Source organism: Halostella salina, assembly GCF_003675855.1.
Classification (GTDB): Archaea; Halobacteriota; Halobacteria; order Halobacteriales; family Natronoarchaeaceae; genus Halostella; species Halostella salina.
Window position 1 is genome coordinate 307,080 of the sequence record NZ_RCIH01000001.1, and the last position, 26,585, is coordinate 333,664.

Below are 26,585 nucleotides of genomic sequence, written 5' to 3' on the forward strand. Positions count from 1 at the left end.
CCGGTCCCTGTCCCTTGCGGCAGGAGCGGATACATACCGGTCCGCGACGAACGTGATGGTATGGAACCGTCGCACGTCCTCGTCCCGCTGGACGGCTCGCCGCTCGCGGACGACGCGCTGGCCCACGCGCTCGCGGTCCACGACTGCCGGGTCACCGTGCTGAACGTCGTCACGCCGCCGGACGCCGGGATGAGCGAGGGCGGCGTGCTGGAGGCCGGTGCGGAGCGTCGCGAGGCGGCCACGGAGCGCGCCGAGCGCCTCGTCGAGCGTGCCCGAAACCGCGCCGAGGCGGCGGACCGGTCCGTCGAGACGGCCGTCGAGTCGGGCGATCCCGCGGACGTCGTCGTGGCGTACGCCGAGGACCACGGGGTCGACCACATCGTCATGGGGAGCCACGGCGGCGAGCGCAGCGACCTCGCCCGGCGGCTGCTCGGGACGGTCGCGACGGCCGTCGTGAGCGAGGCCCCCGTCACCGTCACTGTCGTCCGCTAGCCGCCCAGTACGGCCGCGAAGACGCGGTACAGCGCGAAGCCGACCGCCGTCGAGGAGACGAGCGTGATCAGCCAGAACGCGACGGTCCAGCCGATCTTCGACCGCGAGACGCCCGCGGAGCCGCCGGCCAGCCCGCCGCCGATCACCCCCGAGATGATGATGTTGTTGAAGGAGATGGGGATGCCGAGTGCGATGGCAAGCTGGGCGATGACGAAGCCCGGGACGAGCGCGGCGATCGAGCGCCGCAGGCCCAGTTGCGCGTACTCCCGCGAGGTCGCCTGCAGCAGCCGCGGCGCGCCCATCCACGCCCCGGCGAGGATGCCGGTGGCACCGAGCGCCAGCAGGGCGACCCCTGGCAGGCCGAGCTGGTCCCGCGCGAGCGTCTCCAGCGGGCCCGTGGCGAGCCCGACCTGGCTGCCGCCGCTGGAGAAGGCGACGACGCTCCCGAGCGCGAGCAGGAACCACCGGATCCCGGCGTCGACCGACGCGCGCATCCGGCGGCGGATGACCGCGTAGCCAAGCACGGCGAACGCGACCGTCGTGGCCGCCTCGGCGACCGGGACGCCGCCGGCGGTCGGCGCGCCGACGAGTCGGGCGAAAAAGCCCGCGAGGGTTCCCTGCGGGCCGGGCGACGGGATCACCCCCAGCGAGACGTTCGCCAGGATGCCGGCGACGACGCCGGCGAGCAGGGGGACGCCCACCGTGTCCGGCACGTCGTCGCGGCGGAGGAGCTTCGCCGTCAGGTAGGCGATGCCGCCGGACATGAACGGGACGGCCAGCCAGAACGCCCCGAGGCGGCGGTACGTGTCCCATGCCGGGCTCCCGCCCAGCGACAGGCCGACGCCGACGACCGCGCCGGAGGTGGCGAACGCCGCCGGAATCGGGTAGCCGGAGTAGACGCCGACGGTCATGAACACCGCGGCGGTGAGCAGTCCGGCCGAGGCGGCCAGCGGCGAGAGCGTCACGCCGTCGATCAGCCCGGTCCCGACCGTCTCGGAGATGCTCCCGCCCTGGGTGAGCGCGCCGAGCGCGGCGAACACGCCGATGAGGAAGGCGGCCCGCATCGTCGGGATGGCGTTCGCCCCGACCGCCGGGGCAAAGGGCGGCGAGTTGCTGTTCGCGCCCAGCGACCACGCCATGAACAGCCCCGCGAGCGCGGCGAGCCCGACCAGCGCGGGAAACGCCGCGCTCATCAGCCCCTCCGGAACCCGGCGACCAGCCCCCGAAGCCCGGTCCGTGCGGCCTCCGAGGCGCGGGCGATCAGCACGGTCTGCCCGCTCCGCTCGGCGACTTCCCGGGGGATCGACCCGACCAGCCGCGCCTGCAGCGTTCCGCGCCTCGTCGCCCCGAAGACGACGAGGTCGTGCTCGTCCGCCGCCGTCACCAGCGCATCCGTCGCGTCGTCAGCCTCGCGGACGGCGGCCGTCACCTCGACCGACGGCCCGGGCGCGGCCTCGACCGCGGCGCGACCGCCGGCGGCCCACTCCGCGGCGGCGTCGCTCCCGTCCTCCGGCGTCGCGACGGCAAGCGCCGTCACGCTCGCGTCGTTGGCGGCGGCGACGGCCTTCGCCATGGCCGCTGCCGGGCGGACGTGCGGGCCGCCGGCGACCGGGAGCAACACGGCGTCGACGCCGTCGGCGATCCTTCCGATCCGCTCGACGTACACGTCACAGGCCGCCCGGCGGAGCACGGCGTCGACGCTGCTGCCGAGCACCACGCCCGAGCGCCGCCGCTCGCCGTGCCACCCCAGGACCAGCGCGGTGGGACCCAGTTCGGCGACCGCCCGGAGCAGTCCGTCCTCGGGCGACCGGGCGACGAACATCTCGGCGTCGACGGGCACGTCGTCGGGCACGACGCCGGAGGCGCGGTCGAGCATCGCCTGCCGGTCGCCGGAGTACTCCTCGATTATCGTCTCGTCGGAGAACACGCCGAAGGGGGAGTCGTGGGACTTGACGACGACGCTGACGACCCGTACGCCGCCGTCGACGACCCGGGCGAGGTCGCTCGCGGTCCGCACCAGCTGTTCGACGTGGTCGGGGTTGCTGACCGCGACCAGCACCTCGGGGCTGTCCATTACCCTAACTTCGACGTGGCGGTACAAAAGCTTCGCGCGAGTGACGGGACTGAGAGCCGTCGCGGATCGCGACTGCGGCGGGCCGTCTCAGGCCGGTTCGCCGTCGGAGCGCTCGCGGATGAGGTCGCGCAGGGTGTCGGCGTCCCTGATGTCCTCGACCTCGTCGCGCTCGATGATCGCGGTGCCCTCGACGGAGTCGCGCTTGGCGCTGTCGACGAAGTACACCGACCGGGTCCGGGTGACGCGGCCGAGCGACCCCATGATCCGGGCGCGCTTCTCGGCGGTGCGGGTGAACTCGGAGTGGCCCGTCAGCACCGTCTCCTCGCTCTCGTCGTCGTCCTCGCTGACGGCCTTGAACGGCGCGCGCAGCGTCGGGTGCACGTCGAAGCCGGCACGGGTCATGACGGCGACGATGCGCTCGTCGTCGGGGTCGGCTTCGGGGTCGTCGGGCGTGGGGTCGGCATCGTGGACCTCCTCGGCCCCGTCGAGGACGGAGACGGGGCTGGTCAGCGGCGCGTCGAACATCTCCTCTAACTCCATGGCGACCTCGACGGAGGCGTTCATGCCGTCCTCGTACTTCGAGACGGTGCGCCTAGAGACGCCGAGTTCGGAGGCCAGCTGGCCGAGGCTCCACCCCTTCTCCTCGCGCTCGTCGGCGAGCACGTCGCTGTCGATGTTGACGTAGAGGCCGCCGGGCGCGGCGTAGATGAGCGGCGGCACCTCCTCGACGAACAGGTTCATCGCGGTGTCCGGGCTCATCACCGGGACGCCGTGGCGGAAGTACACCACGTCCGGCTCCAGTTCCTCGTCGCGGGTGCGCAGGCCGACGACCATCGGTGTGCCGTTGAGATACGTGCCGAGCCGGCGCATCTCCGCGCCGGTCGCGCCGTCGAACGCGTCGATGTTGGCGAGGATCTTCAGCAACACGAGGTCCTCGCCGCGGCGCGCGGCGATGTCGAAGCTCTTCGGCCGGATCGCACACCGGTCGCTCACCGTGAAGCCGGCGTCCTCGAGCATGGCCGTGACGTTGCCGACCAGAGCGGACCGGGACATACCCGTACGTAAGCGATTCATCGCATATAGGCGTTGTGCCGAAGCGATCCCGGCCACTGCGGGCGATTTTCGGCTCACGAGCCGACAGTTACTTGTGCTCTCGGCGGACCCGAAAGCGGTTACACCGCCCCCGCCGTACCTGTCCGCGATGACAGTCGTCGGCATCGACGACACCGACTCCCGCGAGCGCGGGATGTGCACGACGTACGTCGCCCGCGAGGTGGCCGACCGGATCCGCGGGGCCGGCGGGACCGTCGAGCGACTGCTCCTGGTGCGCCTGAACCCCGCAGTCGAGCACAAGACCCGTGGCAACGCCGCGCTCGCCGTCCACGTCGACGCCGACCCCGAGACGGCTTTCGCGGTCGCCCGCGAGGAACTCGACGCCGCGGCCGAGACCGACGACCCGAACACCAACCCCGGCCTCGTCGTCGCGCCCGGCGACCCCGCCGACGTGCCCGACGACGTGGCCGCCTTCGCCCGCGACGCGATGCGGGACCACCACGGAGTGGCGGACGCGACCGCGCTCGCCGACGCCCGTGGCTACCGCCGCGCCGGCTGGAAGAATGCCCGCGGGACGGTCGGCGCGCTGGCCGCCGTCGGCGCGTGGCGGGCGGTCCCCGAGTGGACCTACGAGTACATCTCCTACCGCCGCGCCGACGCACGCGGAACGCCCCGCGAGGTCGACCTCGACTCGGTGTTCGCTGCGGCCGACGACGCCTACCCCGACGCCTGGGACACCGTCGACCGCGGCGAGGGCGAGGCGGTCTGCGTCCCGCACACGCCCGGCCCGATCCTACACGGAATTCGCGGCGACGACCCCGACACGGTGCGTGCGGTCGCCGAGCGGATCGAGAGCGAACCGGTCGAGTCGACGGCGCTGTTCCACACGAACCAGGGGACCGACGCCCACCTCCGGGACGCCGCGCTGGCCGACGCCAGCGACGGTCGCTCGTACCGCGTCGACGGGACGGTCGCCGACCCACCCGAGACCCGCGAGGGCGGCCACGTGTTCCTGACGCTCGCCGAGGGCGACGCCGAACTTCCCTGCGCCGCCTTCGAGCCGACGAAGCGGTTCCGCGACCGCGTCCGCGCGCTCCGCGTCGGCGACCGGATCACCGCCTGCGGCGAGGTGAGCGACGGGACGCTCAAGCTGGAGAAGCTCGCCGTCCGCGACCTGAATGCGATCGAACTCGTCACGCCCGACTGCCCCGACTGCGGCCGATCGATGGAGAGCGCCGGCGCGGACCAGGGCTACCGCTGCCGGGACTGTGGGACGAGCGCGCCCGGCAAGGTCGAGCGGCCGGTCGACCGCGACCTCGAACCGGGCTGGTACGAGGTGCCGCCGTGTGCGCGGCGGCATATTGCGAAACCCTTGGTTCGTGGCGGGTTCGATGCGCCGACCCATCCCGAGCGGTGAATCGGTCCAGTCACGACTGCCGCTACTCCTACCCGACCGCCATCACCGACCCGTCCCAGCTACCGACGAACAGCCGGCCACCGGCGACGGCCATCGTCGCGGCCGGCGACGGGAGCGACAGCGACCACTCCGCGGTCCCGCCGGCGCGGTCGAACGCGTGCAACCGCGGGTCGGAGGGGCCGTCGGCGGCCGCGGTGGCGACGTACACCGAGTTCGCCGTCGCGACGGGCGAGGCCCACACGGTGCGGTTCGGGAACCGCTTCGTCCACGAACGGTCGCCGGCGTGCGAGTACCGACCGACGTGCGCCGTCACCGTTCCGTCGTCGGTGCTCGCCCAGACCACGGACACCGACTCGGGCGTCACGGCCGGCGGCGGCACCTGGTGGCCGAGCGACGCCTGCCACTCGACCGCGCCCTCCTCCAGCGCGTCGAGCGTGACCGGCGGCGTCGGCGTCACCCGCCCGGAGGCGTCCCGGCCGCCGTAGTACACCGCGTCGCTCGCGGCGACGGCGTGGACCTGCGGGCTGATCGGCGTTTCGCTCGTCCAGTTCCGGCCCGGCGGGTCGCCGAGCAACCGCTCTACGGTTCCGCGCCGCACGTCGACCGCACAGGCGGGCGACCCCGCCGTTCCGCCGAGGTAGAGTTCCGTCCCCCGGACCGCGGGTGCCGGGTCGCGGTTCCCGCCCAGGTCTATCGACCAGCGCCGGTCGCCGTCCGCGAGCGCGTCGAGTCGCCCGTGTGGCGGCGTCGTCGACCCCTCTGTCCCGTAGTTCAAGGTGGCGTACACGGCGTCGTCCGTGGCGACGACCGGGCGGAACCGCGGGCCGAGCACCTCGTCGTACGTGACCGTCCAGCGACGTTCCCCGTTCGTTCGGTCGAACGCCCGCACTCGCGGCACGCCGCCGTCGACGCTGCCGGCGTACACCGCCCCGTCGGTGACCGCTGGCCCGTACACCGCCTCGCTCCGTGCTGCCCGCCACGAGTGGTCGCCGGTGGCGGCCTCGAGCGCAACGAGGCCGTCGCCGCCGACGTACAGCGTCCCGTCCGCGACGACCGGCGAGGGAGCGCCGTAGCCGTATCGTCGTCCGTCCGTCACCCTTCGGGTCCACTCGACGGACGGGTCGGGCCCCGGGCCGACGGCTGCGGGGACGTGGTTGCTGTTGGTCGTGTCGTGGGCGTGGAGGGGCCAGTCGCCGTGGTCGCGGCGGGTCGTCACGGGGTCCGGGGTTCCCGAACACCCGGCGAAGGCGCTCGTGACGCCGACGGCCGCCGCGGCGAGGAACCGTCGTCTGTTCATTTCGTGTTCGTCGTCGCCCGGCGGTTCCGGGCGGACGGGTAAGTGTATTTTGCCTGCCGAACGCTAGCGGGAAGAAGTCGCGCGTGGCCGGTAACTGCCGCAGTCGGACCGGGGCTATTTTCCCGCCGGCGGCCGGACGCCCGCCATGGACGAGATCGAACGCGCCGACGTCGCCGTCGCCGCAGCGCGCGAGGGTGCGAGCGTCGCCGCCGACTACTTCCGGACGGACGTGCCCGTCGAGATGAAAGACGGGAAGACCGACGTGGTGACCCGCGCCGACCGCGAGGCACAGGAACGGGTCATCGAGACGATCCGCGAGACGTTCCCCGACGCGACGGTCGTCGGCGAGGAGGACGACGCGCCGACGGTCGTCCCCGACGACGGCCCCGCCTTCGTCGTTGACCCCATCGACGGGACGAACAACTTCGTGCGCGACATCCCGATCTGGTGTACGAGCGTCGCGGCCGTCGTCGACGGCGAGCCGATCGCCGCGGCGACGGTCGTGCCGCCGACGGGCGACGAGTACATCGCCCGGGACGGCGAGACACGGTTCAACGGCGAGCCGGTGACGGTCAGCGACCGGACGGATCCCCAGGCGAGCACGGTCTGCCCGACACTCTGGTGGGGGCTCGACCGCCGCGACGAGTACGCCGCCGCCGCGACCGGCGTGGTCGAGCGCTTCGCCGACCTGCGGCGCTACGGCTCGGCACAGGTCTCCTTCGGCTACGTCGCCTCGGGCGCGCTGGACGGGATCTTCTCGAACCTCCAAGGGAACCCGTGGGACACCGTCGCCGGGGCGCATCTGGTCCGGCAGGCCGGCGGGCGCGTCACCGACCTGGAGGGGGAGCACTGGCGACACGACAGCACGGGCGTCGTCGTGTCGAACGGCGGGATCCACGACGAGTTGCTGGCCGTGGCCCGCGAAGCCGACGCCGCACGCGAGTGACGGCGCTCCCGGACGGACGAAACTGAAGCGCCGAAAGACGGGAGAAAACGGGAACTTCGCGTTACTTCCAGATCGACTCGGCCATCCGCTGTGGGAACTCCTTGAGCAGCGTCAGGAACCCCTTGCTGTCGCTCTCGCCGCCGCGCAGGTACGACCGGGTGCGCTGGCTGATCATCTCGACGGAGATGACGAGCATGAGGATAACGAGAATGGTCGCCATCATGTTCGTGTAGTGGAACAGCTGGCGTTCGAGCAGGAGCACGTACCCCAGGCCGCCGCCGCCGATAAGCCCCATCGTGACGGCGATGCGGGTGTTGATCTCGAAGATGTACAGCGCCCACGCGATGAAGGGCGTGAACACCTGCGAGAGCATCCCGAACACGACCGTCTGCGGTCCGTCGGCACCCGTCGACCGGATGCCCTCGATCGGGCCGTCCTCGATCTCCTCGAGTTCGTCGGTGAACAGGCGACCGAGGTTCCCCATCGTGTCGGTGCCGATGGCGAGCGTCGCCGTGAACGGCGTCACGCCGCCGAGCGGGATGTAGATGAGCGCCCACACGAGCGCCGGGATGGCGCGGATGGTGGACATGATACCACGGAAGATGAAGTTAAAGGGGAACGGCGTCACGCGCTCGGACCCGAGCACGCCGAGGATGAGCGCACCCGGGAAGCCGAGGACGGTCCCGGCAAAGCCCATCGACAGCGTGATGATGGCCTGCTGGAACAGGTTCCGCGCCTGGATGAACTCCCAGTAGGCCCCCATGTCGATGAAGGGGATGCCGAAGTACGTCGCCGGGGGGAAGAACTGGCCGAGCGCGGCCGTGAACTCGGGCCAGTACCGAACGATCTCGCCGATGGTGAAACCGACCTCCGACAGCGCCCGCTGGAAGAGGATCCCGAACACAACCAGTCCGATGCCCATCAGCACCCGGCGGATCGTCCGGGAGCGCTTGAGCGCGTTCAGCTGGTCCTCGGCCGGCTCCGTGGCGGCGGTCCCGAAGCCGAAGTACGCGAGCAGCCCCCGGTCCGACCCGTCGTCCGTGCTCATGCTACCGCCTCCTCGCTGTCGTTCTCACGGGTAATGCTCGTCTCCTTGCCGTAGATCCGGTCGACGGCGTCGATCGTGAGGTCGTCGAGGTCGCCGTCGAACACCTTCTCGCCCTCTTTCAGCCCGATGAACCGGTCCCCGAACTCGCGGGCGATGTTCACCTGGTGGAGACTGGCGACGGTCGTGATGTCGCGCTCGTCGGCGGCGGTGCGGAGGTAGCCCATCACGGTCTCGGCGCTCGCCGGATCGAGGCTCGCGACCGGCTCGTCGGCGAGCAGCGTCGTCGGCTGCTGGACCAGCGCCCGGGCGATGCCGACACGCTGCTGTTGCCCGCCGCTCATGCTGTCGGCGCGCTGTCCGGACTCCTCCAGCAGGCCGACCGTCTCCAGCGCTCGAAGCGCCTCAAGCTTGTCCTCGTGGTCGTTCCACTGGAAGAGGCTCCGGAGGAAGCCGGTGCGGTTCAGCGATCCCGAGAGCGCGTTCGAGTACGCGCTCATCTGCTCGATGATGTTGTGCTGCTGGAACACCATCGCGACGTCGTTGCGCTGGCCGACGACCTCCTCACCGTCGATAGTGATTCGGCCGTCTGTCGGGGAGGTGAGACCGTTAAGACAGCGTAACAGCGTCGACTTTCCCGCGCCGGAGGTCCCGAGGAGGATCACGAACTCCCCGTCGTCGACCGAGAACGAGACGTCGTCGATGGCCTGGACGTCCCCGTAAGACTTGCTCAGGTTTTCTACTCGAATAGTTCCCATCGTTGGCTACTCTAACTTTGACGGATAATGAATGCTGTTAACTCGTTCGATACGGGCAAAACGTGTTGATCGGGGTTACTGCCCGAGTTCGACGCCCAGCGTGTCGATGACTTCCTGGACCGGCTGGTAGTCGTCGACGGAGCCTTCGGCAAGCCCCGTGAACCAGAGCTGCTCCTCGGCGTCCTCTTCGATGAGGTCGTCCTCCTCGGCGTTCAGCAGCGCGTCGATGACGCGCCCTTTCACGTCCTCGTCAAGTCCGGAGCGGGCGAGGATGGGGGCACGCGGGATCGGCTGTGACGTGGCCAGCAGCTGGAACTCCTGCTCGTCGGTCGCGGAGCCCGCACTGTCGAACTCGGCCGACTTCTCCTGGAACCGTTCGGGGAACTGGTCCGCCGGAACGTGCGGGGTCGACACGAACGCGCCCGTGCCAGCGGCGACGACCGGGTCGCGGTTGATGAGCGTCTCGCGGGCGGTCGCGTGGTCCGACCACTGCCCGGAGAAGTCCTCCGGCTCGCCGTTGGGGGCGTTACCGGTGTCCAGCCCGGCCTCGCTCAGCATGTACAGCGGGAACAGCGAGCCGCTGGTCGACAGCGCGTCAGCGAAGGCGATCGTCTCGCCCTCCAGGTCGGCCAGCTCGTTGATGTCGTTGTCCGGCAGCGTCGTGATCGTCGAGAAGTACTGGGCCGCACCGTACGCGATGCGGATACCGGCGACCTCCGCGACGTCCTGCTCGCCGGCCTGCAGCGCGATGGCGGGCGCGGCGTCGGCCACGTCGGTCTGCTCGCTTTTGAGCGCCTGTAGCACCGCGGCGTAGTCGGCCGCGACTGTGGATTCGATCGTGACGTCTGCCTCGTCTTCGAGGTAGTTGAACAGCGGCTGATACTGCTGCTGGATGTCCACGTCGGACTCCGCGGGCGTGAGCGAGAACGTGATCGAACTCGAGTCGCCCCCGCTGCTGCCGCCCGTGAGGTCACCGATACAGCCAGCACTGAACGCGACCGTTCCGGCCGCACCGACGCCCTTGAGGAATTTTCGCCGATCTGTCATAGGGACGTGCGGAAATTCGAAGGTTAACAAATAAAGTTTGCTATTATCGGTACATAGACCATGGAAGACCACAGTTCGGAGAAAGCGTGGTGACGAAGGATAATGACTGCGAGGCGACATCCGCGCCGTCGGCGAGTTCCGGCCGACCCCGGGTCAGAGCGTCTTCATGCCGCTGCCGGTCAGCGGCACGACCACGTCGTCGTCCTCGTCGACGACGCCGCGGCGACGGTACTCCGCGAGCGCGGCGGGCGCGATCGCGCTTGTCGGTTCGACGTAGAAGCCGGCGCGGTGGAGCCGGTCCAGACTCCCCTCGACCGCGTCGGCGTCCAGCGCGACCGCGTCGCCGTCGGTGTCGCGGATGGCGTCGACGATCTGGTCGTGGCGGGCCGGCTCCCGAATGTGGATCCCGTCGACGATGTCGTTCGGGTCGTCGTCGTCCTCGTCGCGGTCGAGCGCGGCCGTCAGCTCCGACCCGTCGTTTTCGGCCTCGACGGGGTCGCTCCCCAGTTCCTCGGCGATCGGCGCGTAGCCGGTGCCCTGCGCGCCGAGCAGGCGCGGCTCGGCGTCGGTGATGCCGGCCTCGCGGAGCGCGCGGAAGCCGCGGTACGCGCCGAGCAGGAGCGTCCCGTGACCGAGCGGGAGGACGACGGCGTCGGGAACCGTCCACTCACGCTGGGCGGCCACCTCGAACGCGAACGTCATCGTGCCGGCGTAGAACGCCGGGTTCCAGGCGTGGCTGGCGTACCAGCCCTCGCCGGACTGGTGGGGGGCGTCGCCGAGGCCCGCCGCGTTCCCGTCGCCCTCGACGGCGTCGAGACAGGCCTCGGTGACGGCCTCCCGGTCACCCTCGACCCGGACCGGACGCGCGCCGGCGCGCTGGATGGCGACGAGCTTGGACTGCTTGATGTCGGCGGGTACGTATATCTCCGCGTCCAGCCCGGCGCGGGCGGCGTAGGTTGCGATCGCGGCCCCGGCGTTGCCGGAGGAGTCCTCGATCACGGTGTCGACGCCGAGTTCGACCGCACGCGAGAGGACGGTCGTCGCGCCGCGGTCCTTGTAGCTCCCCGTGGGGAACACGTACTCCAGCTTGAACTGGGCGTCCCACTCGGGAGCGTCGACGAGCGGCGTGAACCCCTCGCCGAGGGTCACCTGCCGGCTCACCGGCAGGAACTCGAAGAACGTCCACAGCCCCCGCCGGGTGTCGAGCTTCGAAAACGGCGGCGGGCTGCCGTCGGGCCGCGGCTGGACGGCGAAGTCGAGCGCGTGGCCGCAGGCACAGCGCCACGGCTCCGTCGGCCCGGCCTCGTACTCGGTGCCGCAGGCGCGGCAGTGCAGGTCCGCCGGCATCAGTACTCGTCCACGTCGGTGGCGACCGAGCAGACGTACTCGCCGGTCGCGACCTGGGGCAATCTGCGGGAGCGCCAGAATATCCCGCTGCTGTCCGCCTGCACCTCCGCCTTCCGCGTTCCGAACGTGTCCGTCACGTAAAACAGCGTGTCGCCGGCGCTGACGCGGTCGCCGAGGTCGCGCTCGTACCGGACCAGCCCGCCGACGGGCGAGCCGAACTGGTCGAAGCCGCTGGCGCGGACCTGCGGCTCGACGTCGGCGGTGCCGTCGAGGAAGCCGTAGTGTCGCAGGACGTTGAACACGCCGTCGACGCCGACGCGGATGCTCCGCTCGTCCCAGCCGACCGAGCCGCCCAGTTCGGGGTCGATCGTCGGGATCCCCTCGTCGGGGGCGGCCCGGGCGAGCTGGCCGTCCGGTCCCTTCTGGTCGAGCACGTAGCCGGCCCCGAACGCCTTCGCAAGCTCAAGACAGTCCGCGTGGGCGCGGTGGCGCTTGCCACAGCGGACGCGCACCTCGTCTATCATCCGGCTCGTCGACCCCTGGTGGAGGTCGAGGATGAGGTCGGCGCGGGTCGCCGCATCGAACGTCGCCGCCGCGATACGCTCGCTCGACGTGCCCGACTCGTCCCCGGGGTACGCGCGGTTCATCTTCGTGTCGTCGATCGGGTTGCGGTGCTCTGCCACCTGGAACCCGTGGTAGTTGACGATCCCGACGACCAGCACCTGCCCGGCGATCTCGGCGGGGTCCAGCTGGGGCACGACCCGCTGGACGACGCCGACGCCGTTCAGTTCGTCCCCGTCGCTGGCCGCCTGCACGTACAGGGTCTTGCCCGACGCCGCACCGTTTACCACCGCGACCGGGAGCTTCGCGGGGCTCCCGTCCCGTGTCTCGCCGACGCGGAGCCGCCCCGTGTCCATCTCGCCCGGGGCGGCACTCGCCGTTCCCAACGTCGTCATTGCCGGATCGTCGGAGTGATACGCCTTAGGGGTTCGGACTTTCCGTCGCCGAACGCGTCCGCCGACGGTCCGGAACGATGCCGATTTGACCCCGGAGCCCCCACGTTCGACCGTGTCCGACGACGTCCCCGACCGGCCGCCGATGGTGCAGTTCATGCTGGCGCTGAACGTGCCGCGCAACGCGAAACTAAGCGCCGTCGCCGGCGTCGCCTTCGCCGCGGTCCTCTACGGCTTCTTCGTCGTCGCGCCCGCCGTCCTGCCGGGCGTCCCCGCCCGCGGTCGTTCGCCGGTGCTGTATCTCACGCTCGCCTTCGTCGCCGCGGTGACGACGGCACTGCTGCTCGTCACCGTTCTGACGGTCGTCTCGGCCGTGCGGTTCGCCCGGGAGGACGACGAGTACTGACGCCGGGGGGTCAGCTCACGAGCTCCGCCAGCCGGTCCGCGCCGGTCCGCGTCCCCTTCGCGAGGATCACGTCGCCGCCGTTCAGCCGGGTTTCGGGGCCGGGCGACACCACCCAGTCGTCGTCGCCCTCGCCCGGCCGGCGGACGGCGATGACGCGGGTGCCGGTCTCGGTCTTCACCTCGCGCTCGCCCAGGGTGACGCCGTCGAGTTCGCTCCCGGGCGTGACGGTCAGCCGGACGATCACCTCGTCGCTCTCCAGCACCGCCTCCGTGACGACCGGGTGCGCGCCGATCCCCCGGAGGACGCCCTCGGAGATCTCCAGCGCGGCGTCGCTGATCTCCTCCGTGCTGGTGCCGATCCGGACCAGCCCGCGGAGCGCCACGGGGTCGTCGACCCGGGCCGCCGCCCGCAGCGTCCACGCCTCGAACCGGGACTGGAGGGCGTCGACCTCGGCTTCCAGTTCGGCGACCTCGCCCGCCACCTCCTCGCTGTCGAACAGCACCGAGCCGTACGCCAGGTCGACGGCGAGTTCGCTCATGTTCTTCATCAGGACGATGGAGTCGACCGCGCGGTCGAGGTCGTCGATGCCCGCGTCCGTCGGCTCCGGCGGGCTGTAGGCGGTCCGGGTCGCCGTCCCGTACACCGTCGAGATGCCGTCGTCGGGGCCGCGGAGCAACACCACGTCGCCGCCGTCGAGCCGGGTCTCCCGGTCGGGGTTCAGCAGCCAGTCGCCGCCTCGCCTGATCGCGATCACCCGGACGCCGGTCTCCGTTTCGAGGTTGATCCCGCCGAGCGTCCGGCCGGCGTACTCGCTGTCCTCGTGGACCGTCGCGCGGACCAGCGTCTCGACGGCCTCGGGCAGCGCCGTCCGCAGTGCGTCGGGCAGCCCGACCTCCTCCAGCACGACCGCCGCGATGTCGCCCGCGGCGTCGCTGATCCCCTCGGCCGCGCCGACGACGCCGAGGACGGGCGCGAGCTGCTCGGCGTCGTCGACGCTCCGGGCGGCCATCAGCAGGCTCATCCGCGTCCGGAGCTGGAGCACGTCCATCCGCTCTTCGAGCGTCAGCACCTCCTCGGCCAGGTCGTCGCTCCCTAAAAGCACCGCCGAGTACGAGAGGTCGATGAGCAGCTCCGCGGTGTCTTTCATCTCCGCGAGCAGTTCCTTGACGCTCGCGGGTTCGTACTCGACCGCGCCGGGGGCGTCCATGCCCCGGCCTTGCATGGCTCCGGAGAAAAGCGTTGCCCGCCGCCGTCCAAGACGCCGGTCGCGGCCGTCCCCACCGCGGTCCCAACGCCTTTGCGACCGCGCGTGCCACCTCTTCACATGGCACTCGACACCGACGCCGTCGAGGCGGTGGCGTTCGACTCCTACGGGACGCTCGTCGACCCCGGATCGGTGACGGACGCGCTCGGCGAGCACGTCGACGACCCCGAACTGGTCGCCGAGCGCTGGCGGACCCGGTCGCTGGAGTACGCCTTCGTCGCCACGTCGACCGGCGAGTACGACACCTTCTACGAGCTGAACCGCCACGCGCTGCGGCAGGCGCTTCACACCGTCGATGCCGACCTCTCGGCCGACGAGCGCGACGAGGTGCTCGCGGCCTACCACGACCTGACCGTCTTCGACGACGTCCGGCCCGGGATGGAGCGGCTCGCCGACGCCGGCTACGACCTGTACGTGCTCTCGAACGGGAACCCCGAGATGCTCGACTCGATGGCCGACAGCGTCGGTCTCGACGGGCTCGTCGAGGAGTACGTCAGCGCCGACGAGATCCGCCGGTTCAAGCCGGCACCCGAGATCTACGAGCACGGCGCGGAGCGCATCGGCGTGCCGCCCGAGCGCGTCGCGTTCGTCGCGGCGGGCTGGTGGGACGTACCGGGCGCGCTCCACGCCGGGATGCAGGGTGTCTGGGTGAACCGGGCGGACGACATCTGGGGCCCCTACGAGGTCGAACCGGACCTGACCGTGGCGGCGTTCGACGAACTGGCCGACGAACTCGACGCGTAGTCGCTGGCCCCGTCGCTGTCCGCCGGCGTACCGACGTGTCGCGGTCCCTGCCGTGATCGTTCGTTGGCTCACGCGGGAGCTGACGCGGGAAACGATAATGCTTTTCCGGGATGGTGAGCAACTCTCACGGTATGTCCGACGAGCTGAAGAAGGGGCTTGAGGGTGTGCTTGTCGCGGAGTCCGGGCTGAGCCACATCGACGGCGACGAGGGTCGTCTCGTCTACCGCGGCTACGCCATCGAGGACCTGGCACGGGAGGCGAGCTACGAGGAGGTCCTCTACCTGCTCTGGCACGGCCACCTCCCGGACGCGGGGGAGCTCGCCACGTTCGCCGACGAGATGGCGGCCGAGCGCGAGGTCGACGACGGCGTGCTGGCGACCGTCCGGGAGCTCGCCGAGCAGGACGAGGACCCGATGGCCGCGCTCCGGACCGCGGTGTCGATGCTCTCTGCCTACGACCCGGACGACTCCGACCACGCGCCGGACGACCGGGAAGCCAACCTCCGGAAGGGCCGCCGGCTCACCGCGAAGATCCCGACGATCCTCGCAGCGTACAACCGGATCCGGAACGGGCAAGAGCCCGTCGCACCCCGGGAGGACCTCGACCACGCCGCGAACTTCCTCTACATGCTGAACGGCGAGGAGCCCGACGACGTGCTCGCCGAGACGTTCGACATGGCGCTGGTGCTCCACGCCGACCACGGCCTGAACGCCTCGACGTTCGCCGCGATGGTCACCTCCAGCACGCTCGCGGACCTGCACAGCGCCGTCACCTCCGCCATCGGGACGCTGTCGGGCGGCCTGCACGGCGGCGCGAACCAGAACGTGATGCGGATGCTGAAGGAGGTCGACGACAGCGACAAGGAGCCGGTGACGTGGGTCGAGGACGCGCTAGACGAGGGTCGGCGCGTCCCCGGCTTCGGCCACCGCGTGTACAACGTCAAGGACCCCCGCGCGAAGATCCTCGGCGAGGAGTCCGAGGCGCTCGGCGAGGCCGCCGGCGACACGAAGTGGTACGAGTACAGCGTCGCCATCGAGGAGTACATGGCCGAGGAGAAAGGCATCGCGCCCAACGTCGACTTCTACTCCGCCTCGACGTACTACCAGATGGGCATCCCGATCGACATCTACACCCCCATCTTCGCGATGAGCCGCGCCGGCGGCTGGATCGCTCACGTGCTCGAACAGTACGAGGACAACCGCCTCATCCGGCCGCGCGCCCGGTACGTCGGTGCCGAGAGCGAGGAGTTCGTCCCGGTCGACGAGCGCTGATACGGTCGATACTTTTCCGATCCGCGACCCTGTGGGATACTCCCACATCACACACACCTCCGTTCGGGACGCGCCCGGTAACCGGCTACTACCCCGGATCCCGAAACGTTTCAAAACCGCTTCTTGCGTACGCTGTCGGTTGGTATCGACCGTAATCGAGTATTACTGCAGCCGAACGATGCGGCCGCGATCGACGACGAAGTAAGCATCAACTACTCGCCACGTCGTCGCACTAGCCGCCGTATAACCAAGTCCGTCAAGCCGCTTGTGGTGAACCGGGGGAGGGGGAAGAGTCCCGGACGCGGACGCGACGCAACCAACCATGAGCACGAACACGCCGACAACCGATTCGGGGTCGCCTGGGGAGGAACTACACGCCGTTACCGTGGCGAACGACGGGGAGCCGGACGAGTGTACGCTCTACCCGCGAGGGAGCACCGGTCTCGACCGGATGTCGACGTGGATCACGGCCGAGGGCGGGGCGTTCGTCGACCTCGACTCGGTCAGGTAGTCCGTGTGACTCCGTGCCGAACGACGCCCGACGGACGGGCGTCGGACGGGCGCACGACGCCGATTTGATCCCGACGCTGTCGTCCGGTTTCACTTTCACCCTACACACCTGAGCTTTATGCTTCATCCCGTGCCTCCGTAGGACGCACGCCACACGCACCGTGCATTCCCCTCTCCCCTTTGGCCACCGCATCCCCAGTCGCGTCGCCGTCGGTCACACAGTTTCCTAAATCATTAACCACGCGGAGCAGAAGGCTCGACCATGCTCGATATTTCGGACGTTCGCGAGGCCCGCGAACGGGTGTCCGAGACGGCACGCCGGACGCCGCTCGACTACTCCCACACCTTCTCGACGATGACCGGTGCGGAGGTGTCCCTGAAACTGGAGAACTTCCAGCGGACGGGGTCGTTCAAGATCCGCGGGGCGACGAACCGGATCAAGACGCTTACGGACGCCGAAAAAACTGCGGGCGTCGTCACGGCCAGCGCGGGCAACCACGCGCAGGGCGTCGCGCTTGCCGCCTCGCGGGTCGGGGTCGACTCGAAGATCGTCATGCCGGAGAACGCGCCGATCTCCAAGATCAAGGCGACGCGGAGCTACGGCGCTGAGGTGGTGCTCCACGGCGCGGACTACGACGAGGCGGCCGAGCGCGCCCACGAGATAGAGCGCGCGGAGGACCGGACGTACGTCCACGCGTTCGACGACGAGATGGTGATGGCCGGTCAGGGGACGATCGGCCTGGAGATCGTCGAGGACTGCCCGGAGGTCGACACCGTCGTCGTCCCCATCGGCGGCGGCGGGCTGATCAGCGGTATCGCCACCGCGGTCAAGGCGTACGACCCCGAGATCCGGGTGGTCGGCGTACAGGCCGAAGGGGCATCCTCCGTCGCCACCTCGCTGCAGAAGGGCGCGATCCACGAACTCGACGCCGTCGACACGATCGCGGACGGTATCGCCACCCGGAGCGTCGGCGAACGCCCGTTCGAGGTGATCCAGGAGCGCGTCGACGAGGTCGCCACGGTGCCCGACGGCGACATCGCCATGGCGATCACCCATCTGCTCGAACGCTCGAAGACGATGGTGGAGGGCGCGGGTGCGGTCCCGCTGGCGGCGGTGCTGGAGGGCCACCTCGACTACGACGAGGACGAGGTCATCGTCCCCGCGCTCTGTGGCGGGAACATCGACCTGAACATGCTAACGACGGTGATCATGCGCGGCCTGGTTGAGACCGGCCGGTACCTGAAGGTGCGCACCGTCCTGGAGGACCAGCCCGGATCCCTTGAGAACCTGCTCGAAGTCATCGCCGACATGCGCGCGAACATCTACGCCATCCAGCACGACCGCACCTCCCGGGAGATCGGCATGAGCGACACGGAGGTCGAACTCGACCTGGAGACCCGCGGTCCCGAGCACGTCGACCGCTTGCTGGCGGAGCTGCGGGACCAGGGGTACGAGGTCGACGTGCTGGTGTAGCCGTCGGCCGCCGAAGCTACTGACCTTTAAGTCCCCACCGGCCGACGGTTTCGGCATGAAACGCGTCATCGAGACACCCGACGCCCCCGCCGCAGTGGGCGCGTACAGTCAGGGAACGACGGACGGATCGATCGTCTTTACCGCGGGCCAGATCCCCATGACGGCCGACGGCGACCTGCTCGACGACGAGTCAATCACCGTCCAGACGCGGCAGGCGCTGGAGAACGTCTCGGCTATCCTCGAGGAGGAGGGCGCGACGGTCGAGGACGCCCTGAAGGTGACGGTGTACATGGACGACATCGACGACTTCGACGAGATGAACGAGGCGTACAAGGAGTACTTCCTCGACAACCCGCCCGCCAGAAGCGCCGTCGAGGTCGCCGCCCTGCCGAAGGGCGTCGGCGTCGAGATCGAGGCGATCGCCACGCTCGATTGACCGCGACGCCCGCCGCCCGGAGCGACGCAGCATGAGACCTCGTGTCAAGTCCAGCCTCCTCTGGGGCGTCGTCGGTGCGCTCGCCTTCCTCGTGCTGTATCAGGGGTACCTGCTGTTCGACGGGGAGGGGGTTCCGGTGCCCGCGGTCGCGGCCGTCGCGGTCGCGGTCGCGACGGGGGCGACTACCCTCTCCTATCTCGGGGAGGGCTGGCTGGCCGGACGGAACGGAAGGGTTTAAACGGTCCTCCCGATTACACCCGAGTGCGTGCCAGGATGGCCGAACGGCAAGGCGCACGCCTGGAAAGCGTGTTCCCTTTCGGGATTCTGGGTTCAAATCCCAGTCCTGGCGTTTCCTCGACCGTAATCCGAACGCGGAGCGACTGCAACGGATAGGCCTCTCGTCGGTGGGCCTCTAGTCCCGGCGTTTTCGTATCGACAAAATATCGTCCCGGACAGCGGCGGCCGGCGCTGTCCGTCGGTGACGGCCCGGCCGTCGCGGCGGTTGCGGGTCGACGGGACGGCCGGCGACGGGGTGCGTGGAGCGTGTGAACTATGCGGTGGCCGCAGGTGTCGCCGGACGGTCCCGTCGGCGTGGTCGGGCCGGCGCGGTCACGGTCGAACCTCGACCGGGTTCTCGACCGCGATCCACTGCCCGGCACGCGCCGGGTCCCGGATCTCGAACCACCCGCTTTCGCAGACGACGGCTTCGCAGTTGTCGGTCATACCCACCGGGTGACTTGGTCCGTCACCCGGCCGTGGCTACGGTCGAACCCACCTTCAGTACACGCCGAATAACGACGCGACGCGCCCCGAAGGCCCCGACTACCGCCGAACGCGGGAGTTTTCCCCCAGCAGGACCGACGGGTGGTCATGTGTGGTCGCTACAGCCTGTTCGCCCCGCGAGAGGACGTGGCCGACCTGCTCGGCGTCGACCCCGGGGCGGCGACGGCGGTCGAACCGCGGTACAACATGGCCCCCGGTCAGGACCTCCCCGTCGTGCGCGACGCCGCCGCCGACCGCGTCGAACGCCTTCGCTGGGGGCTGGTACCCCCCTGGGCCGACGACGACGGGTCGGGACTGATCAACGCCCGAGCGGAGACCGTCGCGGACAAGCCGAGCTTTCGGGACGCGTTCGCACAGTCCCACGCGGCCGACGGCCCGCGGGCCGGGCGGTGTCTCGTTCCCGCTGACGGGTTCTACGAGTGGGTCGAAACCGACGGCGGGAAACGGCCCTACCGCGTCGCGTTCGAGGACGACCGGCCGTTCCTGATGGCCGGCCTCTGGGCGACGTGGGAGACCGAAGTGGAACAGGTGGGTCTCGACGCGTTCGGCGACGGCGACCCGGAGACGGAGACACGACGCGTCGACTCCTTCACCGTCGTCACGACCGAACCGAACGACCTCGTCGCCGACCTCCACCACCGGATGGCGGTCATCCTCGACGACGACGCGGCCGAGCGGTGGCTCACCGCCGACCCCGACGACGCGCTCGACCTGCTCGACACGTATCCGGCCGACGAGATGCGTGCCTACCCGGTGTCGACCGCCGTCAACGACCCGTCGAACGACTCGCCGGCGCTCGTCGAACCCGCCGACTAGACACATATAAAGAGCGGCGGCGGCTCCGGATCACCCGTGGTAGCGCCGCGGTACCGAATGACATGGTGCTACCCACCGAACGGCTCCCTGCTTGCGATTAAACGGAACAGTAAGTTACGGCGCGCTGTCGTCGATCGGATCGACAACACAATCTTTATATAGAATCACATTCATACTTCGAGGTGACTATGAGCCAGCGAATGCAGCAGGGGCAGCCGATGATCGTAATGAGCGAGGAGTCCCAGCGCGTCAAGGACCAGGACGCGCAGAACTACAACATCTCCGCGGCGCGTGCGGTGGCGGAGGCGGTTCGCTCCACGCTCGGCCCGAAAGGAATGGACAAGATGCTCGTCGACTCGATGGGTGACGTGACCATCACGAACGACGGCGTCACCATCCTCCAGGAGATGGACATCGACAACCCGACGGCCGAGATGATCATCGAGGTCGCCGAGACACAGGAGGACGAGGCCGGTGACGGCACCACGACGGCCGTCGCCATCGCCGGTGAGCTCCTGAAGAACGCCGAGGACCTCCTCGAACAGGACATCCACCCGACGGCGATCATCCGCGGGTTCCACCTCGCAAGCGAGCAGGCCCGCGAGGAGGTCAACAACGTCGCCGAGGACGTCGACGCCGACGACGAGGAGCTGCTCCGCTCCGTCGCCGAGACGTCGATGACCGGCAAGGGCGCGGAGCTGAACAAGGAGCATCTCTCCCAGCTCATCGTCGACGCCGTCTCGGCAGTCACCGTCGACGACACGCCCGACCTGGAGTTCCTCAACATCGAGACCCAGACCGGCCGCTCGGCCGGCGAGTCCGAGCTGATCAACGGCGGCACCGTCAGCAAGGACCCCGTCCACGACGACATGCCCACGTCCGTCGAGGACGCCGACGTCCTCCTGCTCGACCAGGCCATCGAGGTCGAGGAGACCAACGTCGACACCGAGGTCTCCGTGACGGACCCCGACCAGCTCCAGCAGTTCCTCGACCAGGAGGAGGAGCAGCTCAAGGAGAAGGTCGACAAGATCGCCGCCTCCGGCGCTGACGTCGTCTTCTGCCAGAAGGGCATCGACGACCTCGCCCAGCACTACCTCGCGAAGGAGGGCATCCTCGCCGTCCGCCGCGCGAAGAAGTCCGACATCGAGTTCCTCAAGGAGGTCGTCGGCGCGAACATCGTCTCCGACCTCAACAGCCTCTCCGCGGACGACCTCGGCTTCGGCGACGTGACCCGCGACGCCGAGGACGAGCTGTTCTACGTCACGGGCGAGGACACCCACGGCGTGACGCTCATCCTCCGCGGCTCGACCGACCACGTGGTCGACGAGCTGGAGCGCGGCGTCAACGACGCGCTCGACGTCGTCGCCCAGACCGTCTCCGACGGCCGCGTCGTCGCCGGCGGCGGTGCCATCGAGGTCGAGGTCGCCAGCCGCCTGCGCGACTTCGCCGACGGCGTCGAGGGCCGCGAGCAGCTGGCCGTCGAGGCGTTCGCCGACTCGCTGGAGCTCGTCCCGCGCGTCCTCGCCGAGAACGCCGGGCTGGACTCCATCGACACGCTCGTCGACCTGCGCGCCGACCACGAGGCCGGCGACGTCCGCGCGGGCCTGAACGTGTTCTCCTCCAGCGTCGAGGACACCTTTGACGCCGGCGTCGTCGAGCCCGCACACGCCAAGGAGCAGGCGCTCTCGTCTGCCACCGAGGCCGCGAACCTCGTGCTCAAGATCGACGACATCATCTCCGCCGGCGACCTCTCGACCGACAAGGAGGACGACGAGGCCGGCGGCCCCGGCGGTGCCGGCGGCATGGGCGGCATGGGCGGCGGCATGGGCGGCATGATGTAAACTCGGCTCACACCGACTACATCACCCCCTGACTGCTGTTCCGTTCGCTCACCGATCTGTTGCGATCCGATTTTTCCCGCGGTACCGATGGCCCGTACGTCGGAGACTTAACGGTCGGTACTGCGTCGGCGATGTCGCTGCGCGATGCCTGTCACGACAACGTGGCCGGGAGCGCGTGCCGCGAACGGACGTGAGCGGCCGCGCGAGGACGCGGAACGCGGCTGGGACTCCAGCGCGTGTCGGCCGCCGAGGCCGACCGCGCAACACAGGCTGTCCTGGTGGATAACGAAGGGCGAGCGAGGCGCTTCCCAAGCGCCGAGCGAGGGCTTTACCGTCGGCTGTACGTCTACGAAGGATCTCGGCACCAGAGGTGCCGAGTCCTTCGGGCCGGTACAGCCGGCGGTATTAGTCCTGGATATCCAGTTCGAACTGCTCGTTCTCGCTGGCGGCGTCCAGTACGACGCTGGTGTTGCTCTCGTTGATGTCCGGGTCCGTCAGCAGTTTCTTGATCTGGGCGTTCATCCCGTCGGTGTCCTGGAACTTGCCGATGGCGATGATGTCGTAGTTGCCGGTGACCTCGTACACGCTTATCATCTGCTTGTGGCCCTCGAGCCGGCCGGTGATGTCCGGGAGGGCGTTCCCCTCGACTTTCAGCTGGATGATCGCCGTCACGTCGTAGCCGAGCGCGCTGTAGTCGACGACCGGTGTGTACCCGTCGATGACGCCCTCCTCCTCCAGGTCCGAGAGGTGGTTCGACACCGTCGTCACCGAGACGTCCAGTTCCTCGCCGAGGCTCCGCAGGCTCGCGCGACCGTCGTTCAAAAGTGCATTCACTAGCTCCGCGTCGAGATTTTCGTACGTCATTACTTCGGGGGTCGTTCTCCAGGCATTAGAATTTAACGAATATCCAATTTCATCCGTATAGGGGAAGAATTGCGCAGAGGGACAGGACTTTAGTAGTAGGCATATTTGACTACGGTGACGAGAAAGATGACAACCGGAAATCTTGCAGACGAGGCCGATGGCCTCACCGAGGCGGAGGAAGCGGTGTTAGAGGAGATCGAGGAGGAGAACGTCAAGTTCGTCCGGCTGCAGTTCACCGACATCACCGGCACGGTCAAGAACGTCTCCATCCCGGCGGGGCAGGTCGAGAAAGCGTTCAAAGAGGGCATCTGGTTCGACGGCTCCTCGATCGAGGGGTTCGTCCGGATCCAGGAGTCGGACATGCGCCTCGAACCCGACCCCGAGACGTTCGCGGTCCTCCCGTGGCGGACCGACGACAACGCGGCCAGCGCCCGTCTCATCTGTGACGTGGCAAACACCGACGGGACGCCGTTCGAGGGCGGCCCACGGCAGGTCCTGAAAAGCGTCATTGAGCGCGCCGAGTCGATGGGCTACGAGATCTCCATCGGTCCCGAGCCGGAGTTCTTCCTGTTCGAGAAGGACGAGCACGGGAAGGCGACGACAAATCCCCACGACTCCGGCGGCTACTTCGACCTCGCGCCCAAGGACCTCGCGTCCGACGTGCGCCGCGAGATCATCTTCACGCTGGAGGACATGGGCTTCGAGATCGAGGCCAGCCACCACGAGGTCGCCGAGGGCCAACACGAGATCAACTTCAAGTACGACGACGCGCTGGGCACGGCCGACAACATCGCGACGTTCCGCGCGGTCGTCCGCGCCGTCGCCGAGCAGCACGACCTGCACGCGACGTTCATGCCCAAGCCGATCGGCGAGATCAACGGCTCCGGCATGCACAGCCACATCTCGCTGTTCGACGAGGACGGCAACGCCTTCGCCGACGACGACGACGAGTTCAACCTCTCGGAGCTCGCGTACAACTTCATGGGCGGCGTCCTGAACCACGCCCAGGCGTTCACGGCCGTCACGAACCCGACCGTCAACTCCTACAAGCGCCTCGTCCCCGGTTACGAGGCCCCGGTGTACATCGCGTGGTCCGACGTGAACCGCTCGGCGCTGATCCGCGTCCCCGACGCGGCCGGCACGAGCGCCCGGTTCGAGATCCGCAGCCCGGACCCGTCGTGTAACCCCTACCTCGCGTACGCCGCGGTCATCTCCGCCGGCCTGGAGGGCATCGAGAACGACGCCGACCCCGGCGACCCGGTCCGCGAGGACATCTACGAGTTCGACGACGAGAAGCGGGAGGAGTACGGCATCGAGACGCTCCCCCCGAACCTCGGCGCGGCCGTCGACGCCCTGGAGGAGGACGAGGTCATCACCGAAGCGCTGGGCGACCACGTCAGCGAGAAGTTCGCCGAGGCGAAGAACGCCGACTACGCGGACTACAAGACCCACGTCAGCTCGTGGGAGGAGGAGAAGTACCTGGAGAAGTTCTAACTCGGCCGACCTACGCTTTTTTCGTCCGGACGACTGCACCGGGTGCGACGATGATACCGCCGACGCCCAGCGCCGCCACCGCGACGACTGCCACCCGCGGCAGCGGGACGACGAGCCAGAGCGCCGCGACCGCACCGAGCACAGCGGCCGTGACGAGCGCGTAGCCGACGCCGACGGTCGATCGGGGCCACGGCTCCGCCGGGACCGCCACGAGGTGCCACGCGGCCAGCGCGCCGGCGGCCGCGCCGAACGCTGCGAGCGGGTCCGTCGCGCCGCCGCTGACCGCGACCGCGACGACCCCCGCGACCGTCGCCGCGCCGAACGCGAGCGCCGGCCCGTCCTCGACGCGGTCGACGGCGGCCGCTATCCCCGCCAAATACGCCGCGCCGACGGCCACGCCGGCGACCACGTCGACCAGGTAGTGGACGCCAAGCACCAGCCGCGAGAGGGAGATGACGACGACCAGCCCCCCTGCGGCGGCGAACCGCTGCCGGCGGGTTCCCACGTCGGTCCACAGGGCCAGCGCGCCCCACACTGCGGCGCTGCCGACCGCGTGGCCGCTCGGGAAGCCGTAGCTCTCGGCGCTGACGGTCTCGGCGTACACCGGTTCGAACGCGGCCGGCACCGCCGCCGGTAGCGCTGGCGGCGCGACTGGGGGCCGGGGGAGCGCGAAGGCGTGCTTGAGCGCCAGCGTCAGCGCCACCGCGCCGAGCGCGACCCCGACGATCCGGGCGGCGCGGTCGCGGTCCCAGTACCAGTACAGCAGTGAGAGGATCAGGACGTACAGCCAGATGTCGCCCAGCTGGGTCACCAGCGCGAAGGCGGCCGCGACGCTCTCGGGCAGCAGTTCGCGGAGGGCGTCGACCGCCGCGCCACCGCGGCTCATGAGCGCCAGTCGCCGACCGCGTTCCGCAGGCGACCGGGCAGGCCGAGCACCGAAAGTCCCGCGCCCACCAGCATCATCAGGACGTAGAGGCCGAGCGTCGACAGCCAGACGACGAGCATGGCGAGGATCGCCCAGCCGCCCGACAGCAGGTAGAACGCGCCGATCGTCATCGCGGTGCCGTACAGCAGGACGAGGTACGGCCCCCAGCCGCGGGCGTGGCCCCGTCGGACCCGCCTGCGGACGTACCGTTTCAGGTCGTGCTCTATCTCCTCGCGGTGGACCGTCCGGTCCTCGATATCGTCCTCGAACGCCGCCAGCTCCTCGCGGAGCCGCTCGACCTCGGCTTCGAGGTCCTCCCCGTCGTCCGCTTCCTCGTCGTCCGCGCCGGGAGCCGTGTCAGGGTCGTCAGCCGATGGTCCACCGGTCGCGGCCGTGTCGTCCTCCTCGGTCATCGGTCGGGTCGTCCGTAACTGTCGACCGCCCGGGTGTTGTACTTGCCGGTCCGCCCGGTCGGCGTACCCGGTCCTGACGGCGTTGACCACCGCACCGAGCATGAGCAGTATCGCGCCGACGTACAGCCACGTCACCAGCAGCAGGACGCCGCCGAGGACGCCGTAGGCGGCGTACGCGTCGGCGCTGGCGGCGTACACGCGGAACCCGGTGCCGAGCACCGTCCACCCGGTCGCAGCGAGGACGGCCCCCGGCAGGGCGTCCCGGAGCGACAGCGGTACGTTCGGGAACACGTAGTACAGCGGGAGGAAGACGACGACGAGCGTGAGAAAGCCCGCCAGCGACGCCAGCTCGCCCGCGAACGGGCCGCCGAGGACGGCGACCGCCGCGGCGACGCCGGCGACCGCGGCTCCGCCCGCGCCGACCGCGAACAGGACGACCGCGCCGTCGCGCAGTTCGGTGACCAGCGTCCCCTCGTCGGTCGTGCCGAACACCTGCGAGAACGCGCTGTCGAGGCCGCGGAACACCTTCAGACCGCCCCACAGCAGCCCGCCGACGCCGACGAGCGTCGCGCCGCCCCGGCCGGCGTCGGCCGTCAGCGCGTCCCGGATCAGGTCCGCCCCGGTCGGCGTGAGGAGCTGGTCGGCGGTAGCGACGACCGCATCGGCAAGCGCGTCGCCGCCCAGCACGCTCGCCACGACCAGCGCGAGCAACAGCAGCGGCACCAGCGAGACGAAGGCGTAGTACGCGATGCCGGCTGCCAGGAACGTGACCTGTCGCTCCCGCACGACGGCGACGACGCTCCGCACGAATCCGACGGCTCCAGTGACGCTCCGGCGCACGACGGACCCTTCGCCGGCCGGACACTAATGGCTCGCGCTCCCGACGGGGGCGACGTGGTCTCGACCTGTGCCGGC

The 26,585-nt window shown here is 69.6% G+C and carries 26 protein-coding genes and 1 tRNA gene; 14 read left to right on the forward strand and 13 right to left on the reverse strand.

What is annotated here, in order from left to right:
* Window positions 1–60 precede the first annotated feature (60 nt).
* Window positions 61–492, forward strand: a complete 432-nt coding sequence (locus tag D8896_RS01635) for a universal stress protein (RefSeq protein WP_121820327.1) — start codon at window positions 61–63, stop codon at window positions 490–492.
* On the opposite strand, the gene D8896_RS01640 is transcribed toward D8896_RS01635, so the two are convergent.
* The 3 genes from D8896_RS01640 to D8896_RS01650 form a co-directional block, all read right to left on the reverse strand.
* The gene (locus D8896_RS01640; protein WP_121820328.1) at window positions 489–1,685 is read right to left on the reverse strand and encodes an inorganic phosphate transporter; all 1,197 of its coding nucleotides are present in this window, start codon (window positions 1,683–1,685) and stop codon (window positions 489–491) included. The two genes, D8896_RS01635 and D8896_RS01640, sit on opposite strands and share 4 nt — an antisense overlap.
* A complete protein-coding gene (locus tag D8896_RS01645) occupies window positions 1,685–2,566 on the reverse strand; it encodes a universal stress protein (protein WP_121820329.1) in 882 nt (293 codons plus the stop codon). The genes D8896_RS01640 and D8896_RS01645 overlap by 1 nt, the downstream gene beginning before the upstream one ends.
* An 87-nt stretch (window positions 2,567–2,653) precedes the next feature.
* A complete protein-coding gene (locus D8896_RS01650; protein ID WP_121820330.1) occupies window positions 2,654–3,619 on the reverse strand; it encodes a transcriptional regulator in 966 nt (321 codons plus the stop codon).
* Between the two features lie 148 nt (window positions 3,620–3,767).
* Here D8896_RS01650 and D8896_RS01655 point away from each other — a divergent pair, with 148 nt between their 5' ends.
* On the forward strand, window positions 3,768–5,036 hold the full coding sequence (locus tag D8896_RS01655) for a tRNA(Ile)(2)-agmatinylcytidine synthase (RefSeq protein ID WP_121820331.1): 1,269 nt from the start codon (window positions 3,768–3,770) through the stop codon (window positions 5,034–5,036).
* A gap of 28 nt (window positions 5,037–5,064) precedes the next feature.
* Here D8896_RS01655 and D8896_RS01660 read toward each other — a convergent pair whose 3' ends face one another.
* A complete protein-coding gene (locus D8896_RS01660) occupies window positions 5,065–6,333 on the reverse strand; it encodes an outer membrane protein assembly factor BamB family protein (protein ID WP_121820332.1) in 1,269 nt (422 codons plus the stop codon).
* 145 nt (window positions 6,334–6,478) lie between these two features.
* On the opposite strand from D8896_RS01660, the gene D8896_RS01665 reads away from it, so the two are divergent.
* Window positions 6,479–7,279: an inositol monophosphatase family protein gene (locus D8896_RS01665; RefSeq protein WP_121820333.1), complete on the forward strand. Its 801-nt coding sequence runs from the start codon at window positions 6,479–6,481 to the stop codon at window positions 7,277–7,279.
* A gap of 61 nt (window positions 7,280–7,340) precedes the next feature.
* On the opposite strand, the gene phnE is transcribed toward D8896_RS01665, so the two are convergent.
* The 5 genes from phnE to D8896_RS01690 form a co-directional block, all read right to left on the reverse strand.
* Window positions 7,341–8,327, reverse strand: a complete 987-nt coding sequence (phnE, locus tag D8896_RS01670; RefSeq protein WP_121820334.1) for a phosphonate ABC transporter, permease protein PhnE — start codon at window positions 8,325–8,327, stop codon at window positions 7,341–7,343.
* Window positions 8,324–9,082: a phosphonate ABC transporter ATP-binding protein gene (gene phnC / locus D8896_RS01675; RefSeq protein ID WP_121820335.1), complete on the reverse strand. Its 759-nt coding sequence runs from the start codon at window positions 9,080–9,082 to the stop codon at window positions 8,324–8,326. Before phnC ends, phnE begins: the two co-directional genes overlap by 4 nt.
* A 75-nt stretch (window positions 9,083–9,157) precedes the next feature.
* Window positions 9,158–10,129, reverse strand: a complete 972-nt coding sequence (locus D8896_RS01680; protein WP_121820336.1) for a phosphate/phosphite/phosphonate ABC transporter substrate-binding protein — start codon at window positions 10,127–10,129, stop codon at window positions 9,158–9,160.
* 153 nt (window positions 10,130–10,282) lie between these two features.
* Window positions 10,283–11,476 (reverse strand): pyridoxal-phosphate dependent enzyme, encoded by a 1,194-nt coding sequence (locus D8896_RS01685; RefSeq protein ID WP_121820337.1) that lies wholly within the window; start codon window positions 11,474–11,476, stop codon window positions 10,283–10,285.
* Window positions 11,476–12,432 (reverse strand): succinylglutamate desuccinylase/aspartoacylase family protein, encoded by a 957-nt coding sequence (locus D8896_RS01690; protein ID WP_121820681.1) that lies wholly within the window; start codon window positions 12,430–12,432, stop codon window positions 11,476–11,478. The genes D8896_RS01685 and D8896_RS01690 overlap by 1 nt, the downstream gene beginning before the upstream one ends.
* A gap of 112 nt (window positions 12,433–12,544) precedes the next feature.
* Between D8896_RS01690 and D8896_RS01695 the strand changes: the two genes are divergently transcribed.
* Window positions 12,545–12,835 carry a DUF7536 family protein gene (locus tag D8896_RS01695; RefSeq protein ID WP_121820338.1) on the forward strand — a complete coding sequence of 97 codons (291 nt, stop codon included), beginning with the start codon at window positions 12,545–12,547 and terminating at the stop codon, window positions 12,833–12,835.
* A 10-nt stretch (window positions 12,836–12,845) separates the two neighbouring features.
* Here the strand turns inward: D8896_RS01695 and D8896_RS01700 are convergent, their stop codons facing one another.
* The gene (locus D8896_RS01700; protein WP_121820339.1) at window positions 12,846–14,042 is read right to left on the reverse strand and encodes a potassium channel family protein; all 1,197 of its coding nucleotides are present in this window, start codon (window positions 14,040–14,042) and stop codon (window positions 12,846–12,848) included.
* A 117-nt stretch (window positions 14,043–14,159) separates the two neighbouring features.
* Between D8896_RS01700 and D8896_RS01705 the strand changes: the two genes are divergently transcribed.
* The 9 genes from D8896_RS01705 to thsB all read left to right on the forward strand — a co-directional run bounded on the left by D8896_RS01705 (window position 14,160) and on the right by thsB (window position 21,974).
* Window positions 14,160–14,843, forward strand: coding sequence for a haloacid dehalogenase type II (locus tag D8896_RS01705; protein ID WP_121820340.1), 684 nt, complete (start codon window positions 14,160–14,162; stop codon window positions 14,841–14,843).
* A gap of 131 nt (window positions 14,844–14,974) precedes the next feature.
* Complete coding sequence (citZ, locus tag D8896_RS01710; protein WP_121820341.1) at window positions 14,975–16,114, forward strand: citrate synthase; 1,140 nt, start codon at window positions 14,975–14,977, stop codon at window positions 16,112–16,114.
* A 322-nt stretch (window positions 16,115–16,436) separates the two neighbouring features.
* On the forward strand, window positions 16,437–16,625 hold the full coding sequence (locus D8896_RS19090) for a DUF7511 domain-containing protein (RefSeq protein ID WP_162991390.1): 189 nt from the start codon (window positions 16,437–16,439) through the stop codon (window positions 16,623–16,625).
* A 261-nt stretch (window positions 16,626–16,886) separates the two neighbouring features.
* A complete protein-coding gene (gene ilvA / locus D8896_RS01715; RefSeq protein ID WP_121820342.1) occupies window positions 16,887–18,098 on the forward strand; it encodes a threonine ammonia-lyase in 1,212 nt (403 codons plus the stop codon).
* 55 nt (window positions 18,099–18,153) lie between these two features.
* Complete coding sequence (locus tag D8896_RS01720; RefSeq protein WP_121820343.1) at window positions 18,154–18,534, forward strand: RidA family protein; 381 nt, start codon at window positions 18,154–18,156, stop codon at window positions 18,532–18,534.
* 31 nt (window positions 18,535–18,565) lie between these two features.
* Window positions 18,566–18,772, forward strand: coding sequence for a hypothetical protein (locus tag D8896_RS01725; protein WP_121820344.1), 207 nt, complete (start codon window positions 18,566–18,568; stop codon window positions 18,770–18,772).
* 29 nt (window positions 18,773–18,801) lie between these two features.
* Window positions 18,802–18,883, forward strand: a tRNA-Ser gene (locus tag D8896_RS01730).
* A 521-nt stretch (window positions 18,884–19,404) separates the two neighbouring features.
* Window positions 19,405–20,133, forward strand: coding sequence for an SOS response-associated peptidase (locus tag D8896_RS01735; protein WP_121820345.1), 729 nt, complete (start codon window positions 19,405–19,407; stop codon window positions 20,131–20,133).
* A gap of 200 nt (window positions 20,134–20,333) precedes the next feature.
* Window positions 20,334–21,974, forward strand: a complete 1,641-nt coding sequence (thsB, locus tag D8896_RS01740) for a thermosome subunit beta (RefSeq protein ID WP_121820346.1) — start codon at window positions 20,334–20,336, stop codon at window positions 21,972–21,974.
* 405 nt (window positions 21,975–22,379) lie between these two features.
* On the opposite strand, the gene lrp is transcribed toward thsB, so the two are convergent.
* On the reverse strand, window positions 22,380–22,838 hold the full coding sequence (gene lrp / locus D8896_RS01745) for an HTH-type transcriptional regulator Lrp (protein ID WP_121820347.1): 459 nt from the start codon (window positions 22,836–22,838) through the stop codon (window positions 22,380–22,382).
* 126 nt (window positions 22,839–22,964) lie between these two features.
* On the opposite strand from lrp, the gene glnA reads away from it, so the two are divergent.
* Window positions 22,965–24,332, forward strand: a complete 1,368-nt coding sequence (glnA, locus tag D8896_RS01750) for a type I glutamate--ammonia ligase (RefSeq protein ID WP_121820348.1) — start codon at window positions 22,965–22,967, stop codon at window positions 24,330–24,332.
* Between the two features lie 10 nt (window positions 24,333–24,342).
* On the opposite strand, the gene D8896_RS01755 is transcribed toward glnA, so the two are convergent.
* Together D8896_RS01755 and D8896_RS01760 are read right to left on the reverse strand one after the other, a co-directional pair.
* Window positions 24,343–25,218 carry a phosphatase PAP2 family protein gene (locus tag D8896_RS01755; protein ID WP_121820349.1) on the reverse strand — a complete coding sequence of 292 codons (876 nt, stop codon included), beginning with the start codon at window positions 25,216–25,218 and terminating at the stop codon, window positions 24,343–24,345.
* A complete protein-coding gene (locus D8896_RS01760) occupies window positions 25,215–26,510 on the reverse strand; it encodes a YihY/virulence factor BrkB family protein (RefSeq protein WP_240451985.1) in 1,296 nt (431 codons plus the stop codon). The genes D8896_RS01755 and D8896_RS01760 overlap by 4 nt, the downstream gene beginning before the upstream one ends.
* Window positions 26,511–26,585 lie beyond the last annotated feature (75 nt).